The sequence below is a fragment of the Faecalibacterium butyricigenerans genome, assembly GCF_020687345.1.
In the GTDB taxonomy this organism is placed as follows: Bacteria; Bacillota; Clostridia; order Oscillospirales; family Ruminococcaceae; genus Faecalibacterium; species Faecalibacterium butyricigenerans.
The window spans coordinates 26,275-43,621 of sequence record NZ_JAJEQL010000018.1 but is presented as its reverse complement, the minus strand read 5'-3'; the positions used below and the strand labels follow the sequence as shown (position 1 = coordinate 43,621).

The 17,347-nt window shown below is 59.5% G+C and carries 16 protein-coding genes and 2 pseudogenes; 16 read left to right on the top strand and 2 right to left on the bottom strand.

The features are described from left to right. From LKD23_RS08280 to LKD23_RS08255, 6 genes and pseudogenes are all read left to right on the top strand, one after another. Positions 1-306 (top strand): annotated as a pseudogene (locus LKD23_RS08280) (recombinase family protein); the annotation flags it as partial. A 280-nt stretch (positions 307-586) separates the two neighbouring features. Continuing rightward, a complete protein-coding gene (locus LKD23_RS08275) occupies positions 587-838 on the top strand; it encodes a DUF6061 family protein (protein WP_227621234.1) in 252 nt (83 codons plus the stop codon). 167 nt (positions 839-1,005) lie between these two features. Then, the gene (locus LKD23_RS08270) at positions 1,006-2,343 is read left to right on the top strand and encodes a TrkH family potassium uptake protein (RefSeq protein WP_227621233.1); all 1,338 of its coding nucleotides are present in this window, start codon (positions 1,006-1,008) and stop codon (positions 2,341-2,343) included. A gap of 11 nt (positions 2,344-2,354) precedes the next feature. Then, complete coding sequence (locus LKD23_RS08265; protein WP_227621232.1) at positions 2,355-3,002, top strand: potassium channel family protein; 648 nt, start codon at positions 2,355-2,357, stop codon at positions 3,000-3,002. 279 nt (positions 3,003-3,281) lie between these two features. After that, a complete protein-coding gene (locus LKD23_RS08260) occupies positions 3,282-5,165 on the top strand; it encodes a DUF4118 domain-containing protein (RefSeq protein WP_431834210.1) in 1,884 nt (627 codons plus the stop codon). Beyond that, complete coding sequence (locus LKD23_RS08255; RefSeq protein ID WP_227621230.1) at positions 5,158-5,868, top strand: response regulator; 711 nt, start codon at positions 5,158-5,160, stop codon at positions 5,866-5,868. The genes LKD23_RS08260 and LKD23_RS08255 overlap by 8 nt, the downstream gene beginning before the upstream one ends. Before the next feature lie 127 nt (positions 5,869-5,995). Here the strand turns inward: LKD23_RS08255 and LKD23_RS08250 are convergent, their stop codons facing one another. Both LKD23_RS08250 and LKD23_RS08245 read right to left on the bottom strand, forming a co-directional pair. Then, entirely contained in the window at positions 5,996-6,154 is a 159-nt protein-coding gene (locus LKD23_RS08250; RefSeq protein ID WP_227621229.1) for a hypothetical protein, read from the bottom strand. An 11-nt stretch (positions 6,155-6,165) separates the two neighbouring features. Continuing rightward, a pseudogene (locus LKD23_RS08245) lies at positions 6,166-6,453 on the bottom strand (phosphorylase family protein); the annotation flags it as partial. A gap of 281 nt (positions 6,454-6,734) precedes the next feature. Between LKD23_RS08245 and LKD23_RS08240 the strand changes: the two are divergent. The 10 genes from LKD23_RS08240 to moaA all read left to right on the top strand — a co-directional run bounded on the left by LKD23_RS08240 (position 6,735) and on the right by moaA (position 17,341). Then, positions 6,735-7,535 (top strand): formate dehydrogenase accessory sulfurtransferase FdhD, encoded by an 801-nt coding sequence (locus LKD23_RS08240; protein WP_227621228.1) that lies wholly within the window; start codon positions 6,735-6,737, stop codon positions 7,533-7,535. Between the two features lie 106 nt (positions 7,536-7,641). Next, positions 7,642-8,556: an FMN-binding protein gene (locus LKD23_RS08235; RefSeq protein WP_227621227.1), complete on the top strand. Its 915-nt coding sequence runs from the start codon at positions 7,642-7,644 to the stop codon at positions 8,554-8,556. 22 nt (positions 8,557-8,578) lie between these two features. Next, complete coding sequence (locus LKD23_RS08230; protein WP_015565531.1) at positions 8,579-9,223, top strand: ferredoxin-like protein; 645 nt, start codon at positions 8,579-8,581, stop codon at positions 9,221-9,223. 12 nt (positions 9,224-9,235) lie between these two features. After that, positions 9,236-11,401, top strand: a complete 2,166-nt coding sequence (locus LKD23_RS08225) for an aldehyde ferredoxin oxidoreductase N-terminal domain-containing protein (protein WP_227621226.1) — start codon at positions 9,236-9,238, stop codon at positions 11,399-11,401. Between the two features lie 24 nt (positions 11,402-11,425). Further along, complete coding sequence (locus LKD23_RS08220) at positions 11,426-12,343, top strand: YdhW C-terminal domain-containing protein (RefSeq protein WP_227621225.1); 918 nt, start codon at positions 11,426-11,428, stop codon at positions 12,341-12,343. Between the two features lie 478 nt (positions 12,344-12,821). After that, positions 12,822-14,060: a molybdopterin molybdotransferase MoeA gene (locus LKD23_RS08215; RefSeq protein ID WP_227621224.1), complete on the top strand. Its 1,239-nt coding sequence runs from the start codon at positions 12,822-12,824 to the stop codon at positions 14,058-14,060. Continuing rightward, on the top strand, positions 14,050-14,568 hold the full coding sequence (gene mobB, locus LKD23_RS08210; RefSeq protein WP_227621223.1) for a molybdopterin-guanine dinucleotide biosynthesis protein B: 519 nt from the start codon (positions 14,050-14,052) through the stop codon (positions 14,566-14,568). The genes LKD23_RS08215 and mobB overlap by 11 nt, the downstream gene beginning before the upstream one ends. Before the next feature lie 14 nt (positions 14,569-14,582). Beyond that, complete coding sequence (locus LKD23_RS08205) at positions 14,583-15,602, top strand: molybdopterin-binding protein (protein ID WP_227621222.1); 1,020 nt, start codon at positions 14,583-14,585, stop codon at positions 15,600-15,602. 271 nt (positions 15,603-15,873) lie between these two features. Further along, a complete protein-coding gene (gene moaC / locus LKD23_RS08200) occupies positions 15,874-16,371 on the top strand; it encodes a cyclic pyranopterin monophosphate synthase MoaC (RefSeq protein ID WP_227621221.1) in 498 nt (165 codons plus the stop codon). After that, positions 16,364-17,341, top strand: a complete 978-nt coding sequence (moaA, locus tag LKD23_RS08195; protein ID WP_227621220.1) for a GTP 3',8-cyclase MoaA — start codon at positions 16,364-16,366, stop codon at positions 17,339-17,341. The genes moaC and moaA overlap by 8 nt, the downstream gene beginning before the upstream one ends. The last annotated feature ends 6 nt before the right edge of the window (positions 17,342-17,347 follow it).

Here is a 17,347-nt window from a genome sequence, read left to right as displayed (position 1 = left end):
TTCATCCGCTTCTGGCTGCTGCGGTTTCGTAAGCTCAACATGAACCAGAAAGATCAGCGGCAGGCATTGGTGGATACATTCATCAATTCGATTTACCTGTATGACGATAAGGTTTTGATTACCTTTAACTATAAAGAGGGTACACAGACCATTCCTTTTGAAAAAGTAGAGGAATCCAAAGCAAAGGGAAATGGTTCGGATTTTGATTGCGTAACTGCACCACAAGGAAGACAGCTTTTGGTAGCTGTCTTTTTTGTTTTGTATAGCATTTTTCCTTTACCTATAACAGCGGATAAGAGGACTTGAACAGCACGGCCCCACCGCAGGCGGGGCAACAAAAGCCCCGGTGGGGCTTTTGTTAGTGCGCGGTTCCCAACCCGTAGGAATGTCTACCGGGAGGACTACCGCTAAAATAGAAAATCCGAACCTTTTCTCGATAGGAGAAGGGTCCGGATTTTTTGTTTTCTTCGGAAAGCAGAACGAAGGTGCTTTTCCAACCGCTGTGTGTCCGAAACCTTATCAGAAGAAAAACCGTGTAACGAAAGTCACAACTGTAAAGGTGCCGTAAGGCGGAAAGGACATAAACATGAAGTACGATGAAAGAGCTTGCAAATTCAATATGGACACCGGTTGCGTGGAACTGCTGCTCCGGGATTGGAGAATGATTTCCATTGACTGCACCGGAGTCGAGGATGCGTTGGATGTGACCATAGCGCAGAGGGCAGAATTGGATTACCTCATCTATAATGACCCGCTGGGCTATGCGGATTTGATTCTGGATGGCGATCCAAAGGAATATTTGAAGAATATGGCTGGAAGCCATGGACTAGAAATCTGAATGAATGCTGGACATTACCGTTTTTTGCGCTGGTGATGTCCAGCATTTGTTATTTGGTGTTGCCCGATCAATTTTAATGGAATCTTTATACTTCTACAATTTTCTTTACGGCTCTTTTATCTATTCCATGCTAATCTTTATTCACACGGATAGGTAAAGGAGCTTTTATGATTCAATATCCTCGTTACAGGCAGCACCGTTTTTCTTCTTTTCAGGTCATTATTGCAGGTTTTGCGGCAGTTGATCTGGTGGGCGCATTGCTTCTGATGCTCCCAATCGCTGCACAGCAGCGGTGCGTTACACCGTTCCATGAGGCGCTGTTTACCTCCACCTCTGCCCTTTGCGTGACCGGGCTTGTGGTACAGGATACCGGCAGCTACTGGTCGGCATTCGGGCAGAGCGTGATCCTTCTTCTGATTCAGATCGGAGGACTGGGCGTCATTACAGTGGGCGCTGCCTTTGCGCTGCTTTCCGGGCGAAAGATCTCCCTCAAGCAGCGCAGCACGATGCAGGAAGCCACCGCTGCCCCACAGATGGGCGGCATCGTGCGGCTGACAGGCTTTATTCTGCGGATCACCGCCCTGTTTGAATTGGTCGGTGCTGCACTGCTGCTGCCGACATTTTGCGCCGATTATGGTTTGCGCGGGATCTGGTATGCACTGTTTCATTCCATTTCGGCGTTCTGCAATGCCGGGTTTGACCTGTTGGGAACAGAGGGTGCAAAATTTGTTTCGCTGACACAGTATGCAGGTGACCCATTGCTTACCACAGTGATCGCGGCCCTGATCGTCTTTGGCGGCCTTGGCTTTCTGACATGGGAGGACATTTGTACATATCGCCTTGACTTTCACCGCTATCGGATGCAGAGCAAGGTGATCCTTGTCACAACGGCGTTTCTTCTGGTACTGCCGTCGCTGTACTTTTATTGCTTCGAGTTCACGGCAGGCTCTGCCCGGCAGCGCATTTTATTGTCGATGTTCCAATCCGTCACCCCCCGTACTGCCGGCTTTAACACCGCTGATCTTGCTGCGATGGGCAGCACTTCACAGGCATTGATGGTGGTTCTGATGCTGTTGGGCGGTTCGCCCGGCTCTACGGCAGGCGGCATGAAAACCACAACATTTGCCGTTCTGCTGGCCAATATGTGGGCGACCTTCCGCCGCAGAGAAGATGCGGAATTTTTCGGGCGGCGCATAGATAGTTCTGCGGTCAAGAATGCTGCCACGATCGCAGGGATGTATTTGACGCTGTTCTTCCTCGGAGCCTTTGTCATTGCTGCGGCAGAGCAGCTGCCGATGTCAGTCTGTTTGTATGAGACTGCTTCGGCTGTGGCAACGGTGGGTCTGACATTGGGTATCACGCCGCAATTGGGCATCCTTTCGCAGGGGGTGCTGATCGCACTGATGTTTTTGGGACGTGTTGGCGGATTGACGTTGATCTATGCGGCATTTGGCAGCAGCCCTGCCCACTCTCGTCTGCCGCAGGAGAAGATTGCAATCGGATAAAGGAGACAACTATGAAATCGATTCTTTTGATCGGACTTGGCCGTTTTGGCCGCCATATTGCGCAGGAACTAAATGAGCTGGGTCATCAGGTCATGGCGATCGACAGCAACGAAGACCGTGTGAACGCTGTGCTTTCCTATGTGACGAATGCACAGATCGGTGACAGCACCAGCGAATACTTTCTGCGTTCCCTTGGTGTCGGCAATTTTGATGTGTGTATCGTAACCATTGGCGGCAATTTTCAAAACTCACTGGAAACAACATCGCTGCTCAAGGAACTGGGCGCAAAGCTTGTGGTCTCGCGTGCAGAGCGGGATGTACAAGCTAAGTTTTTGCTGCGCAACGGTGCGGATGAAGTGGTCTACCCGGAAAAGCAGCTGGCAAAGTGGGCAGCGATCCGATACAGCTCCGAACACATTCTGGATTATATCGAGCTGCAGGACGACCACGCCATCATGGAAGTGACCATTCCGCCGGAATGGATGGATCGTACGATCGGTGAGATCAATATCCGAAAAAAGTATAACATCAATATTCTTGCGCTGAAAAAAGACGGAAAGCTCGATATGAACATCACGCCGGATACGCAGCTGTGCCGGGATGAAAGTATGCTGGTTTTGGGAAAGTACGCATCGATTCAGAAGTGTTTCCGACTCTGAAAAGATAGGACAGATCATATGGATGTCGTTTTGTTGCTGATGGTTCTTGGAGTCATGTTGAGTGGTTTCCGGGCAGCAGATGCGCTGGATCACATGCGGAAGGAGATCATTCGACAAGAAGGAAAAAGACGTGGCTGGTGGTCGTGACCATCAAATTGTGCTATACTGTGGGCAAGGCAGGTGATCTTTATGAATCAGAACGACCCACCCACTGAACATATTCTGGCGTGTCTGTCGTCCTCTCCCTCCAATGCAAAGATCGTGCGGACGGCGGCAACGATGGCAAAGGCGTTCGGCGGGACCTTTACAGCTCTGTATGTCCGTACTCCGGATTCGGATCAGATGGGAAAAGAAGACTGTCGGCGTTTGCAGCAGCACATTCGTATGGCAGAGCAGGCAGGTGCCGACATTTCTACGATCTACGGGGATGACATTCCACAGCAGATCGCAGAGTTTGCCCGCATCTCCGGCATTACAAAAATCGTACTGGGGCGCTCCAGCGTACATCGCCGCCATTTCTGGAGCGGGCCGTCACTGACTGAAAAATTGACGCTGACTGCACCCAATCTGGATATTTATATCATCCCGGATGCTTCTGCAGAGAACGGCTACGGTTCAGGACGGAAGCTGTTCACCCGTCCGCTTCTGCCGTCTGTCCGTGATCTGCTGATCACCGCAGGCATCCTGAGCTGCATCACGCTCATCGGCTTCTTTTTCTTGCAACTGGACTTTGCACGTTATAACATTATTATGCTCTATATGCTGGGGGTGCTGTTCACCGCATGGTTTACCAGCGGCTACACCTGCGGTGTGCTGGGGTCCGTCGCCAGTGTAGCATTGTACAATTTCTTCATGACCGAGCCATACCTGACATTCCATGCGTATGATCCCGGTTATCAGGTTACATTTGCCCTGATGCTGACCTCTGCAATCATTACCTGCACCCTGACAACGCGGCTGAAGGATCATGCAAAAATGTCTGCGCAGGCAGCGTTCCGTACAAAAATACTGTTTGATACAAATCAGCTTTTACAGAGAGCAAAAAGCGAGGAAGAAATCCTCTCTCAGACAGCGTCCCAGTTGATGAAGCTGCTGAACCGGAGTCTGATCGTTTACCCGGAACAAAACGGAGATCTTGGGTCAGAACAGGTTTTTGAGATTGATGGGGAAGTGCCGTGTAACATCTTTTCTGCACCGGAAGAACGTGATGCAGCAAACTGGACGTTTGCCAACAAAAAGCGTTCCGGCGCAGGCACGGATAGCTACCCGGATGCAAAGGGGCTTTATCTTGCGCTTCGGACCGGAGGCGGCGTGTTTGGAGTAATCGGAATCGATCTGTCCGAAAAACCGCTGGATGCCTTTGAAAACAGTGTGCTGCTTTCCATTCTGGGCGAAGGTGCGCTGGCCATCGAAAACCGCAGAAACGCGCTGGAAAAAGAGCAAGCTGCATTGCAGGCAAGGAATGAAGAACTGCGGGCAAACCTGCTGCGCACGATTTCCCATGACCTGCGCACCCCGCTGACCTCCATTTCCGGCAATGCCAGCAATCTGCTTTCCAACGGAGAAACGCTGGATACAGAGACCCGGAACAAGATCTGCACCGATATTTTTGACGATGCGCAATGGCTGATCGGTCTGGTGGAAAATCTGCTTTCCATCACCCGCATTGAAGATGGGCGGATGAATCTGCAGATCTCGCCGCAGCTGATGGACGAAATGATCGAAGAAGCTCTGCATCATGTCAACCGGAAAAGCTGCGAACATACCATCACAACACAGTATGGGGACGAGATCCTTCTGGTCAATGTAGATGCACGGCTGATCATGCAGGTCGTTGTCAATCTGGTGGATAACGCCATCAAATACACCCCCGTGGGCTCGGTCATTCAGATTTCGGCTTACCGGAAAGACCATCAGGTCGTAGTGGACGTTGCAGATAACGGTCCCGGCATTCCGGATCGCGCAAAAGCACAGGTGTTCGAGATGTTTTATACCGGGCAGAGCCGCATCGCAGACAGCCACCGCAGCCTTGGACTGGGCTTACCCCTCTGCCGAGCGATCCTGACGGCTCACGGCGGAACATTGACCCTGCGTGACAACATTCCCAATGGCAGTGTCTTTTCCTTTGCACTGCCGCAAAGTGAGGTGAACATTCATGAATAAGCCGTCCATTCTGGTCGTAGAGGATGATGTTCCTGTACGGTGTCTGATCACAACGACCCTGAAAACCCACGGCTATAAATATCTGACTGCTTCCAATGGGGAAACGGCGATCATGATGACTACCAGCCACAACCCGGACATCATGCTGCTGGATCTTGGGCTGCCCGATATAGACGGCATCGAGGTCATCCGCAGCGTCCGCACATGGTCGAACCTGCCCATCATCGTCCTGAGTGCCCGGAGCGAAGATTCTGATAAGATCGAGGCACTGGACAACGGCGCAGACGATTATCTGACAAAGCCGTTTTCCGTGGATGAGCTGCTGGCAAGACTGCGTGTAACGCAGCGCCGATTGAATCTGCTGGCTTCTGACGGCATGAATAGTCCGGTTTTTGTCAATGGTCCTTTGAAGATTGACTTCTCGGCAGGCTGCGTCTGGCTGAGCGAGAATGAATTGCATTTGACCCCCATCGAGTACAAGCTGCTGTGTGTGCTGGCGCATAATGTGGGCAAAGTGCTGACGCATACCTCCCTCACGCAGAAAGTATGGGGCAGTACGCAGGAAAATGACATTGCCTCCTTGCGAGTTTACATGGCATCCCTGCGCAAAAAATTGGAACGATACCCGGATGCGCCGCATCTGATTCAGACCCATGTTGGTGTCGGATACCGGATGCTGCGCGCAGAAAATGATGAAGCATAGTAAAAAAAAACAGGGTGCGTCCACCCGGACGCACCCTGCCAAAAGCGATATGTACAACAGGGCGTTCCCCGTCGGGAACACTCTGTTTTTCTTTGCTGGGGGCATGATGAGCCTGCTCTGCCTGCCGTTATGCGATTCTTTCATCGTTCAACATTTCTTCAAACTGTGCCAGATACGCCTTGTGCTGCTTCAGGATCTTCGTGGTTTCCACTTTCACATCCACATTGACTGCACCGGGGTCGAGGATGAATTGGACGTGACCATGGCGCAGGGGTCTGGCATTCATTCTGGTTGTTTTTACATCTTCTGGATGACGGCACCAAGCCAGCGGCACATGGTATCTCCCGCCTGATTTGCAATTTCCAGCACACGGGCATGGCTGTGCTTCACGGTCTGGATGCCGGTGGCCATATTGGTGATGTAGCTGACCGCAAGCACCTTCATTCCCATATAGTTGCAGACCATCGTTTCTGGTACGGTGTTCATGCCCACGGCATCTGCGCCCATGCCTGCAAAGGCACGGATCTCGGCAGCAGTCTCGTAGCAGGGACCCATGAATCCCAGATAGACGCCCTCCTTGTATCTGAACTACTTGATCGGCACGAGTGAAGCCGAAAGTCAGGTGGATTATTCCACAGGCGGCAGACCGAGAGTGGAATATCGGAGCCGATGAGCCTGCGCACGCACCGTTTCGTTGCATCGCTCTCTTCCTATGGCGACCCCGCTCTTTCTGATTTGAAACTCCTTCTTGCAATCTCTTTCCAGTTATGGTATATACATCATACGAAAATCAGTCCATGAAAGAACGTGTCATCGTTCCATGATGTATAAAAGAAAGTCCCCGCCCGGAGAAAGGATATATCCCCATGCAGATCAACGACCGCTTCGGCGCAGCCGCCGCTTTTGAGACCGTATCCCTGCCGGACGGCACCGAAGCCGCCGTACCGACAGAACACGCAGCAGCCCTCTATGTCAATGAGCAGCCCGCATTCCGGGTGGTGTGCACACCGGAGCTGCTGCCGCAGCTGGCGCTGGGGCGGCTGCTGACGGAGGGGTGGATCGCATCCGCCGGGGAAGTGGAGCAGATCGCCGTCTGTGCCGAGGGGCTGAAGATCAGCGTCCACCTCACCCACCCGCTGACGGCGCGGAGCGCAGCGGCGCAGGAGGTGTCCAGCTGCTGCACCGACAACATCACGCTGGGCAGCCCCGTGGAGCTGCAGCCCCTGCGCGGCGCGCCCCAGCTGAACCTGCCGCCGGAATGGGTGGACGCCCTCGCCGCCGCCATGAGCGCGGGCCTGCCCCTCTATCAGGCCACCCACGCAGTCCACAGCTGCTTCGTGCTGCACCGGGGCCATATCTTCTGCGCCTGCGAGGACATCGGGCGGCACAATGCGCTGGACAAGGCCGTGGGCAGCGTGATGCTGGCCGGCATTCCGCTGCACGAATGTATCCTCTACACTAGCGGCCGCGTGCCGGTGGACATGGTGCGCAAGGCCATCCGGGCAGGCGTCCCGGCACTGGTGAGCAAGACCATGCCCACCGTGCAGTCGCTGGAGCTGGCGCAGGAATATGGCTTACAGCTGCTCTGCGGCCGGAAACATCCACCAACATCGTCAAAAAGTGTGGGGTGGCATCGGTTCGCGTTGACTTACTTCTCGTCCATGTGATAATATATTAACGAAGGGACCGCTCCGCTTGTTGCAGCAGGCTGAGCGGTCATTTTCGTGTCTGGGAAACTTTTCCCTCACAACCAAAAAACAGGCAGGTGATAACATGAAGCAGGCAACCAACCCGTTTGCGCCCGTCCCGCTGTGGCGCAGACGGCTGCCGGGCTACGCGGCCATGGGCGCTGCGACGATCGCCATGGCGGTCGGCCTCATCGCAATGCAGAACGCACGCACCACGGTCGCAGGCACCCTGCTGCCGGTGTCGGAGGCGGATGCAGCCACCTACGGCATCAGCGCAGTGTACCAGCTCGACGACGGCAGCTATCGCGTGGAGGGCGTGCAGAAGGGCTTCCAGAGCGATGTGCAGGCTGCCGTGACCATCGACGCCGAGGGCAATGTCTCCGCTGTAGAGATCCTCTCGCAGGCGGAGACGGACAGCCTCGGCGGCCAGTGTGTCGCTCCGGAGTTCACGTCCCAGTACCAGGGTGCGGCTCCCTTTACGCTGGCAGGCAAGAGCTACACTGTGACCGACCCGGCCACCGGCGCAGCCTATGCAGCAGCCGGTGCATCTGATGCGTCCGCTGCGGCACAGGATTTCGACCCCGCACAGTGGAACGTGTCCGACACCTCTCCCGAGGCAGAGGCCACCCGCAGGATGTATGCGGCGGGGCTGACCCTCTCGGCCCTGAACGGACAGCCTCTGGATGACGAGCTGCCGCCCCCGCTGGATTCCAGCGCCGAGGCCGTGGCACGCCGGAAGCTGTACGCTGCGGGCCTGAGCAAGAGCGCACAGGACGGCGAGGCGCAGGCTCTGCCCTACGCGGACTGGTCGGCTGAAAAGCAGTCGGCCTACCGTCTTGCCGAGGCCGGGCTGACCGCCGGGCCGTCCGACAGCGGCGCTGTCAGCGCAGACCTCACCGAGGTGGACGCCCTTTCCGGTGCGACCATCACCTCGGCGGCAGTGACCACCGTGGTCAACGATTCGTATTTCTATGTAACTGAGGTGCTCCGCGCAGAGTGACCTCAACGGAGGAATGGAACCTATGGCAAAAACTGATTTTCTGACGGCTGATATGACCCGCCGCCAGTTCATGAAGATCTCGGGCAAGAGCCTTGCAGGGCTTACCCTCTCCGCATCCATGCTGTCCCTCTTCGGCTGCTCGCAGAAGCAGGTAGACAGCGGCGCAGTGGCCACTTGGGCGTTGCCGCAGGGCCTGCTGGTGGTCAACGCCGACCTGTGCACCGGCTGCCAGCGCTGCGAGATCAACTGCACCCTGACCAACGACGGCGTGTGCTCCTCTTACATCAGCCGCGTCAAGATCCAGCGCCGCCTGAATCTGGACGGCGCCGGCAACGGCCTGCTGTCCGGCAACGACAACTGCTTTGTCTACTTCCCGGACACCTGCCGCCAGTGCGAGGACCCCGCCTGCGGCAACGCCTGCCCCCAAAAGGCCATTACGACCAACGAGCAGGGCATCCGCGTGGTGGACACCGACAAGTGCATCGGCTGCGGGGCCTGCCACGAGGCCTGCCCCTGGCATATGCCCACCGTCAACCCCGAGACCGGCAAGTCGTCCAAGTGCATCGCCTGCGGTGCCTGCGTGGCAGGCTGCCCGTCCGGCGCTCTGTCCATCGTGGACTGGGATGCCGTCACCAGCGCAGCACAGGCTGCCTACATGGACCTGTAAGGAGGAACAACAATGGCTGAAACGTATGGCTGGGCAGGCAAGATCCTGCGCGTTGACCTGACCACTGGCGAGATCACCACGCAGGATGACGCAAAATACCATAAGTATATCGGCGGTATGGGCATGGCCTACCGCATCATGTATGAGGAAGCTCCCATGGACCTCGACCCCTACGACGAGAAGGCACAGGTCATCTTCGGCGTCGGCCCCCTGACCGGTGCCGGCGTGCCCTGCTCCGGCCGCATGAACGTCACCTTCCGCTCCACCTGGTCCAAGGGCAGCTCCATCATCGACGCCCACATGGGCGGCCACATCGGCCCCATGCTGAAGTATGCGGGCTGGGACGGCATCGTCATCACCGGCATTTCCCCGAAGCCCGTCTACCTGCGCATCGAGGACGACGAGGTCTCCCTTGAGGACGCTTCTGACATCTGGGGCAAGGGTACGTTCGCGTCCAACAAGTGGATGGTGGAGCAGAACGGCCGTGAGTTCGAGACCGCTTCCATCGGCCCTGCCGGTGAGAATCTGGTGGACTACTCCACCCTGAACACCAGCTTTGGCAACTCCGGCGGCGCTGGTCTGGGCGCTGCCATGGGCAACAAGAAGCTGAAGGGTCTGGCCATCCGCGGCACCGGCAGCGTCAAGGTCGCCGACCCCAAGAAGGTGCTGGAGCTGTCCAACTACATGATGGGCAACCTCATCGGCGGCAACAACAACCACAACGTCCCCGCACAGCCCCAGAGCTGGGCGGAGTACAGCGCCACCTCCGGCAAGAACCGCTGGTCCGGCGCACCGGGCCGTATGTGGAAAAAGGCTCCCGGCGGCCCCGTGGATACCGGCGAGCAGCCCTACAACGACATCAACAAGATCGCGCTGCGCTGCTTCAAGGGTTACTTCGACTTCGGCGCACCGGCAGCAGAGTACACCGTCAAGAACGGCGGCTGCTCCTCCTGCCCCATCCGCTGCTACACCGAGTATGATGTGGACCCGCTGGCCGATTACGACTTGCCCACCCACAACTCCAACACCTGTATGCCCGTGCTGTACGGCACCCGCGTCTACCCGGACGGCGTCCACGACTTCAAGTACGAGGGCGACGGCACCATGGTCATCAATCTGGCATGGTCTCATGCTGTGGACGATATGGGCCTGTGGGACAACTACGGCAACCTGAACCGCGACCTGCTGTGGATCCTGCGGATGCCCCGCGAGGAAGCCACCAAGTACATCAGCGAGGCCGAGTACGACTCTCTGCCCTGGGAGTGGGAGAAGGCCGGCGATCCCCGCTGGGAGGTGGAGCTGATCCGCCGCATGGCTTACGGCGAGGGCGACCTGTCCGTCATCGCAAAGGGCACGCTGGCCATGATGGAGAAGTTCGGCCTGCCCAAGAGCTGGCTGGACCGCAACGACGGCGCTACCAACTCCAACCTGATCTACAACGGCTTCCCCAACCACCACGGCCCTGCTGAGGCATGGCAGGTGGGTATGCTGTACAACCTCGTCTACAACCGTGACTGCATGATCCACGAGATCGTCTGCGAGACCGGCTCCGGCGCACCCTACGAGGTGACCAAAAAGGTCATGGAGGACTTCTTCGGCGAGGGCTGCTACGACAAGGCCAAGGCCTACACGCCCATCAACGAAAACAAGGCAAAGCTGGCCGCCTACTGCGTCAACGATAAGAACTTCCACGACTCTGCTACCCTCTGCAACTGGATGTGGCCCATGACCCAGTCTCCCTCCAAGGAGCGCAATTACCACGGCGACCTGGACCTGCAGGCAGATTTCATGACCGCCGTCACCGGCGAGACCTACACCCAGGCCGGTCTGCAGGAAGCAGGCGAGCGCATCACCCAGATGCTCCGCGCCATGACCGCCATCAGCTTCCAGAAGAACTGCGGCAGCGCAAACCTCCGTCAGGAGCACGACGCCATCTGCGACTGGGTCTTCGACAAGGAACCCGACTTCAAGGCATTCGAGGAAGGCACCACCAAGCTGGACCGCGCCGACATGGAGAAGGCAAAAGACCTCTTCTATGACATCTTCGGCTGGGACAAGACCACCGGTGTGCCTACCCGCGAGACGCTGGAGAAGTTCGACCTCGGCGACATGGCCGACGATCTGGAAGCACGCGGCATCTACGACCAGACTCCCGCTGAGGAGACTGCAGCCCAGTAATTCACAGAAACGAGAGGAATTATCATGCTGTTTGGCAGACGCAAACCCGGTTACACCACCACAGTGGACGCCGCCGCTGACCCGGAGCAGGTCATCCTCGACCTGCAAAAGGCAGAGATGGCCGCGAAAAAGAAGCCGAAGGCCGAGGTCTTTGACATCGACGCAGCCAGCGAGACGGCCCGCCGCCTGAAGGAGACCGGAAGTATCTTCGACGGCAGCGCCGCCAAGACCGGTGAGGACGTCATCGCCGCAGTGGAGCGGGAGACGGACGCGCTGGCCGCAAAGCAGGCCGGGGCACAGCCCGCGCCCGCCCAGACGAGCACCCCGGACGATGCCGAAAAGCCGCAGCTGCTGGATTTTCTGGCCGCTGCGCCGGAGGCGGAGGGCGACCCCTACGCCGACCAGCCCACCGTCACCGCACCGGAGCTGCCTGAGCTGACCCCGGCGCAGGAGCTGGCAGGCTACATCCGGTCCCGCTCGGCGGCGGCTCTGGTCACGCCCCACGCGCTGCTGGTCAGCGAGGTGGAGAACGCCGACGAGCTGCTGACCCAGATGCCGGCTGACCCCCAGTGCACAGACATCGTCTCCCGCACCGGCACGAAGGACACCTACTACTATTCCAGCGCCAACATGAGCGACAACTACGCGATGATCGCCCAACTCATCGAGGACAGGGACCTCTGCGTCATGGTGGCCGAGATGGTGCGGTTCAACGCCCGCGTCTACCCCAGCGCCACCCCGCTGCGCTACTTCCGCCGCTCGCCCTACGACCTGACGCAGGAGGCCATCGAGCAGACGTGGCAGGCCATGCAGGGCAGGCCGGAGTACGCCGACATCGAGGAGCTGACCAACAACCAGAATGAGCGGTTCCTCTTCTCCACCAAGCACCTCACCCGCCGCTATGCAAAAGCCATCAGCGACGTGGACGAGTGGACGGACTGAGCCGTCCATCACAACTGAACAGGATAAGAGCTTCTTTGAGCAAAGGTGTCTAAACCGTCCGGCAATCGAAGCCGTTTCTATAAGCAGCGCACACTGCTTACGAAAACAGCTTCCGACACCGCGCCGCAATGCTAAGGGCTGTATCAGCCGGCATTCAAGGGTGGCGGGGGAAACCCCGCCGCCTTCCCGCAGAAGAAACGCTGCAATTTGAAAAAAAGAACTCCTCCCATCCACACAGGGGCTTTCCGGGCCGCACTGTCACTGCAAGGACAGGCGCTGCCCGGGGAGTGCCATCGGCAAAGACAGCCTGCAAGCTGTCTTTCGTCCGGAACGTGCGGAGCTTCTGCGGAGGCGTTTTGATTTTCGGTCAAGACGTCTCCGCTTCTTTTTTACCTGCCTTTTTGATAAAGAGAACACCCCGCCGCGGCCCGCCTGAGCCATAGCAGGCTGCGCCGCTGTGGGCTTTTGGAGGAAGTTTATGAAACAGCCTTTCTGTGCGCCCTCTGAGGCGCTGCGCCGCGTGCTGGATGCAGCTGCGGCCCTGCCAAGACCGGCGGCGGAGACCCTGCCGCTGGACGATGCGGTCGGCCGCATCGCCGCCGAGACCCTGTCGGCCCGGATGGACCAGCCGCCCTTTGACCGCAGCCCCCTCGACGGCTACGCCCTGCACAGCGCCGACACCGCCGGGGCCAGCCGCGAAGCTCCCGTCACCCTGCCGGTGGTCATGAAGCTCTACGCCGGAGATGCCCCCGCCTCTCCCCTGCCCGCAGGCTGTGCAGCCCGCATCATGACCGGTGCGCCCCTGCCCGAGGGCGCGGACTGCGTCCTGATGCAGGAGCTGACCGACGGCGGCGAGGACGCCGTCCGGCTCTATGCCGCCCTGAAGCCGGAGGAGAACGTGGTGTTCCGGGGCGGGGACATCGCCGCCGGGACTGTCATCGCCGGGGCGGGCACCGTCCTCACCCCGGCCCACCTCGGGGTGCTGGCCGGGCAGGGCTATGCCGCTGTGCCGGTCTGCAAAGCGCTCACCGTGGGCGTTCTGGCCACTGGCAGCGAGCTTCTGGCCCCGGGCGAAGCTTGGACGCCCGGCAAAATTTACGACGCCAACGGCATCCAGAACGCCGCCCGGCTGCGGCAGCTGGGCTTCGGCGTCCGGCGGCGGCACTGCTCGGACGACCCGGAGGAGATCGCAGGCCAGATGAAGGAGCTGCTGGCGGAATGTGACGCCGTCATCACCAGCGGCGGCGTCTCGGTGGGGCAGAAGGACTATCTGCCCGCTGTGCTGGAAGCGCTGGATGCAGACCTCCTCTTCGCAGGCGTGGCTCAGAAGCCCGGCAGCCCCATGCTGGCCGGAACGGTCGGCGGCAAGCTGGTGTTCTGCCTGTCCGGTAACCCCTTCGCCGCCGCTGCGACGCTGGAGCAATACGCCATCCCGGCCCTGCTGCGGGCGGCGGGACGCTGCGAGGAGGGCTGTCTCCTCCCCCGCACCACCTGCACCCTGACCACCGGCTTTTCCAAGCCCAGCAAGGTCGCCCGCTACCTGCGGGCCAAGGCCATGGGCGGCAGTGTGACCATCCCCGGCGAGGGCAGTGCCGAGGCCCATTCGTCCGGCAGCCTGTCGGCCATGATGGGCTGCAACTGTCTGGTGGAGCTGCCTGCGGGCAGCGGCCCGGTGGCCCCGGGCGAAGAAGTGGAGGTGCTTTTCTTTGTACAGTGAACCGAAACAGATCCTTGCCGAGCAGCTGGAGCTGAAGCGCCCGGCGGTGCTGGCCGTCAGCGGCCTGCATAACAGCGGCAAGACGACTCTTCTCGAAAAGCTCCTGCCTGCCCTGCGCAGCCGGGGGCTGAAAGTGGGCGTCATCAAGCACGACGGCCACGATTTCACCCCCGATGTGCCCGGCACCGACAGCTACCGTCTGCGGGAAGCCGGGGCCGAGGGCGTAGCCGTCTACTCAAGCCAGCGCTACCTGCTGACCGAGGCCTTCCGCCTGACGGAGCAGGACCTTCTGGCCCTGTTCGAGCGCCACGGCTACGACCTCGTCCTCTTGGAGGGTTTCAAGGACAGCGGCTGGCCGAAGATCGAGGTCGTGCGCCGGGAGATCTCGGACACGCCGGTGTCCTTCCAGCCGCTGGCTGTCGTGGGCGACATCCCGGATGCCGATTTCGGCCTCGAAGAAACGCAGGCGCTGGCCGACTGGCTCGTGGCCCAGATGCCGACGCTGTAAGGAGGAAAACCACAATGAAACTCATCCGCACCGAAGACGCGGCAGGGCAGGTGCTCTGCCATGATATTACCCAGATCATTCCCGGCGAGTTCAAGGGTGCCCGCTTCCGCAAGGGCCATGTCATCCAGCCCGAGGACATCCCCGTGCTGCTCTCCATCGGCAAAGAGAATCTCTACGTCTGGGAGAAGAAGCCCGGCATCCTCCACGAGGACGAGGCTGCCGCCCTGCTGTATAAAGCTGCTGCGGGCAAAAACATCCACGGCACCGAGCCGAAGGAGGGCAAGATCGAGCTCATCGCCGACTGCGACGGCCTTCTCAAGATCGACCGCGACGCCCTGCTGGCCGTCAACCGCACGCCCCAGATGATGATCGCCACCATCCACGGCGACCTGCCCGTGAAAAAGGGCCAGAAGCTGGCCGGCACCCGCATCATCCCTCTGGTCATCGAGCAGGAAAAGATGGACGCCATGCAGGCGGCAGCCGGCAGCACGCCCATCCTGAACGTGCTGCCCATGCAGCCCAAGAAGTTCGCCGTCATCACCACCGGCAGCGAGGTATTCAAGGGCCGCATCGAGGACAAGTTCACCCCCATTCTGGTGGGCAAGCTGGCGGAGTACGGCTGCGAGATGGTCTTCCACAAGGTCTGCGACGACGACCCGGCGGGCATCACTGCCGCCATTCTGGAAGCGAGGGACGCAGGCTGTGAGCTTATTTTCACCACCGGCGGCATGAGCGTGGACCCCGACGACCGCACCCCGCTGGCCATCCGGAACACCGGCGCGGACATCGTCACCTACGGCGCACCGGTGCTGCCGGGGGCGATGTTCCTCGTGAGCTATCTGGGCAGCGTGCCGGTCTGCGGCCTGCCCGGCTGCGTCATGTACGCCAAGCGCACCATCTTTGACCTGCTGCTGCCCCGCCTGCTGGCCGATGACCCCATCACCGCCGAGGACATCGCCCGTCTGGGTGAGGGCGGCCTGTGTCTGGGCTGCGCCGAGTGCCACTGGCCCAACTGCGGGTTTGGGCATTGCTGATTTTTTAGCGCAGCGGAAAAGCCTCTCCCTTTGGGAGAGGTGGCATCGCTTGCGATGACGGAGAGGGCAAGCCTATTACGACAGAGCCACCTCGCAGCGATAAGCTGTCCCTTTGTCAGAGCAATACTATCCCGCAGTGCTCGTGGTTCTCCGTCAGCGCCCTTGCCCTCTCAGGCGCTTCGCGCCAGCTCTCCCAAAGGGAGAGCCTTAATGCGGTGGGCAAGCCCGGCTTCCAATACGATTTATTTTTGTTAAGCAGAAAGATACGATCATGACTGAAACCAATCTGACCCATTTCGATGCCTCCGGCAACGCCGTGATGGTGGACGTGAGCGAAAAGGCCGTCACCTTCCGGGAGGCTGTGGCCCACGGCATCATCACCATGAACGCGGAGGCCTTTGCCGCTGTAGAGAGCGGCACCGTCAAGAAGGGCGATGTGCTGGGCGTCGCCCGCATCGCCGGCATCATGGCCACCAAGCGCACCAGCGAGCTGATCCCCCTCTGTCATCCGCTGCCCTTGACCAAGGTGAGCGTGGATTTCAGGCTCCTGCCTCAACGGCGGGCTGTGGAAGCCCTCTGCACCGTCAAGACCGCCGGTGTCACCGGCGTGGAGATGGAGGCTCTGACCGGCGTTTCCACGGCCCTGCTGACCATCTACGATATGTGCAAGGCCGTGGACAAGGGGATGGAGCTGGGCGAGATCCATCTGGTGGAAAAGACCGGCGGCAAGAGCGGCCACTATGTCCGGGCGGAGGGCGGCTATGTTTGATTCTTCCAGCCGCAATATCCACTATCTCCGCCTCTCCGTCACCGACCTGTGCAACCTGCGCTGCCGCTACTGTATGCCAGACGGCGTGGAGAAGCTGGAACGGGAGGCCGTGCTGACCTACGAAGAGTTCCTCCGCCTCGCGGCTCTCTTTGCCCAGTGCGGCATCGATACCGTCCGGGTCACTGGCGGCGAGCCGCTGGTGCGCAAAGACGTGGACCAGCTGGTGGCGGGGCTGAAAGCCATCCCCGGCATCCACAAAGTCACCCTGACCACCAACGGCATCCTGCTGGCCCGGCAGCTGCCCGCCCTTCTGAACGCCGGGCTGGACAGCGTGAACATCAGCCTCGACACCCTCCGCCCGGAGGTGTTCCAGCGCATCACGGCCCGGGACGAGTTCTCCCATGTGATGGAGGGCCTCCGCGCCGCGCTGGACAGCGGCATCCCCGTCAAGCTGAACTGCGTGCCGCAGGCGGGCGTCAACGAGGGCGAGCTGGAAGACCTTGCCGCCCTCGCCGAGGCGCACCCATTGCAGGTGCGCTTTATCGAGATGATGCCCATCGGCTACGGCGCAGCCATGCCCTGCATCTCGGGGCCTGCGCTGCGGGAGCGGTTTGCCCGCCGCTGGCCGGAGTTCGCCCCTCTGCCTGCGGCACAGAGCGCAGTTCTCGGCGACGGCCCGGCAGTCTACTACACCGTCCCCGGCTGGGAGGGTGACGTGGGCTTCATCGCCGCCGTCCACGGCAAGTTCTGTGCCTCTTGCAACCGGGTGCGGCTGACGAGCCAAGGCTTCCTGCGCCCCTGCCTCGCCAGCGAGGCGGGCTGCGACCTGCGGGAGCTTCTGCGCAGCGGTGCAACCGACGCCGCACTTTCACAGGCCATCTGGCAGACCATCTGGGCAAAGCCCCGGGAACATCATTTCGGAGACAATTCCATGCCCGCGACCCGCGGCATGTATCGCATCGGAGGATAACGATCT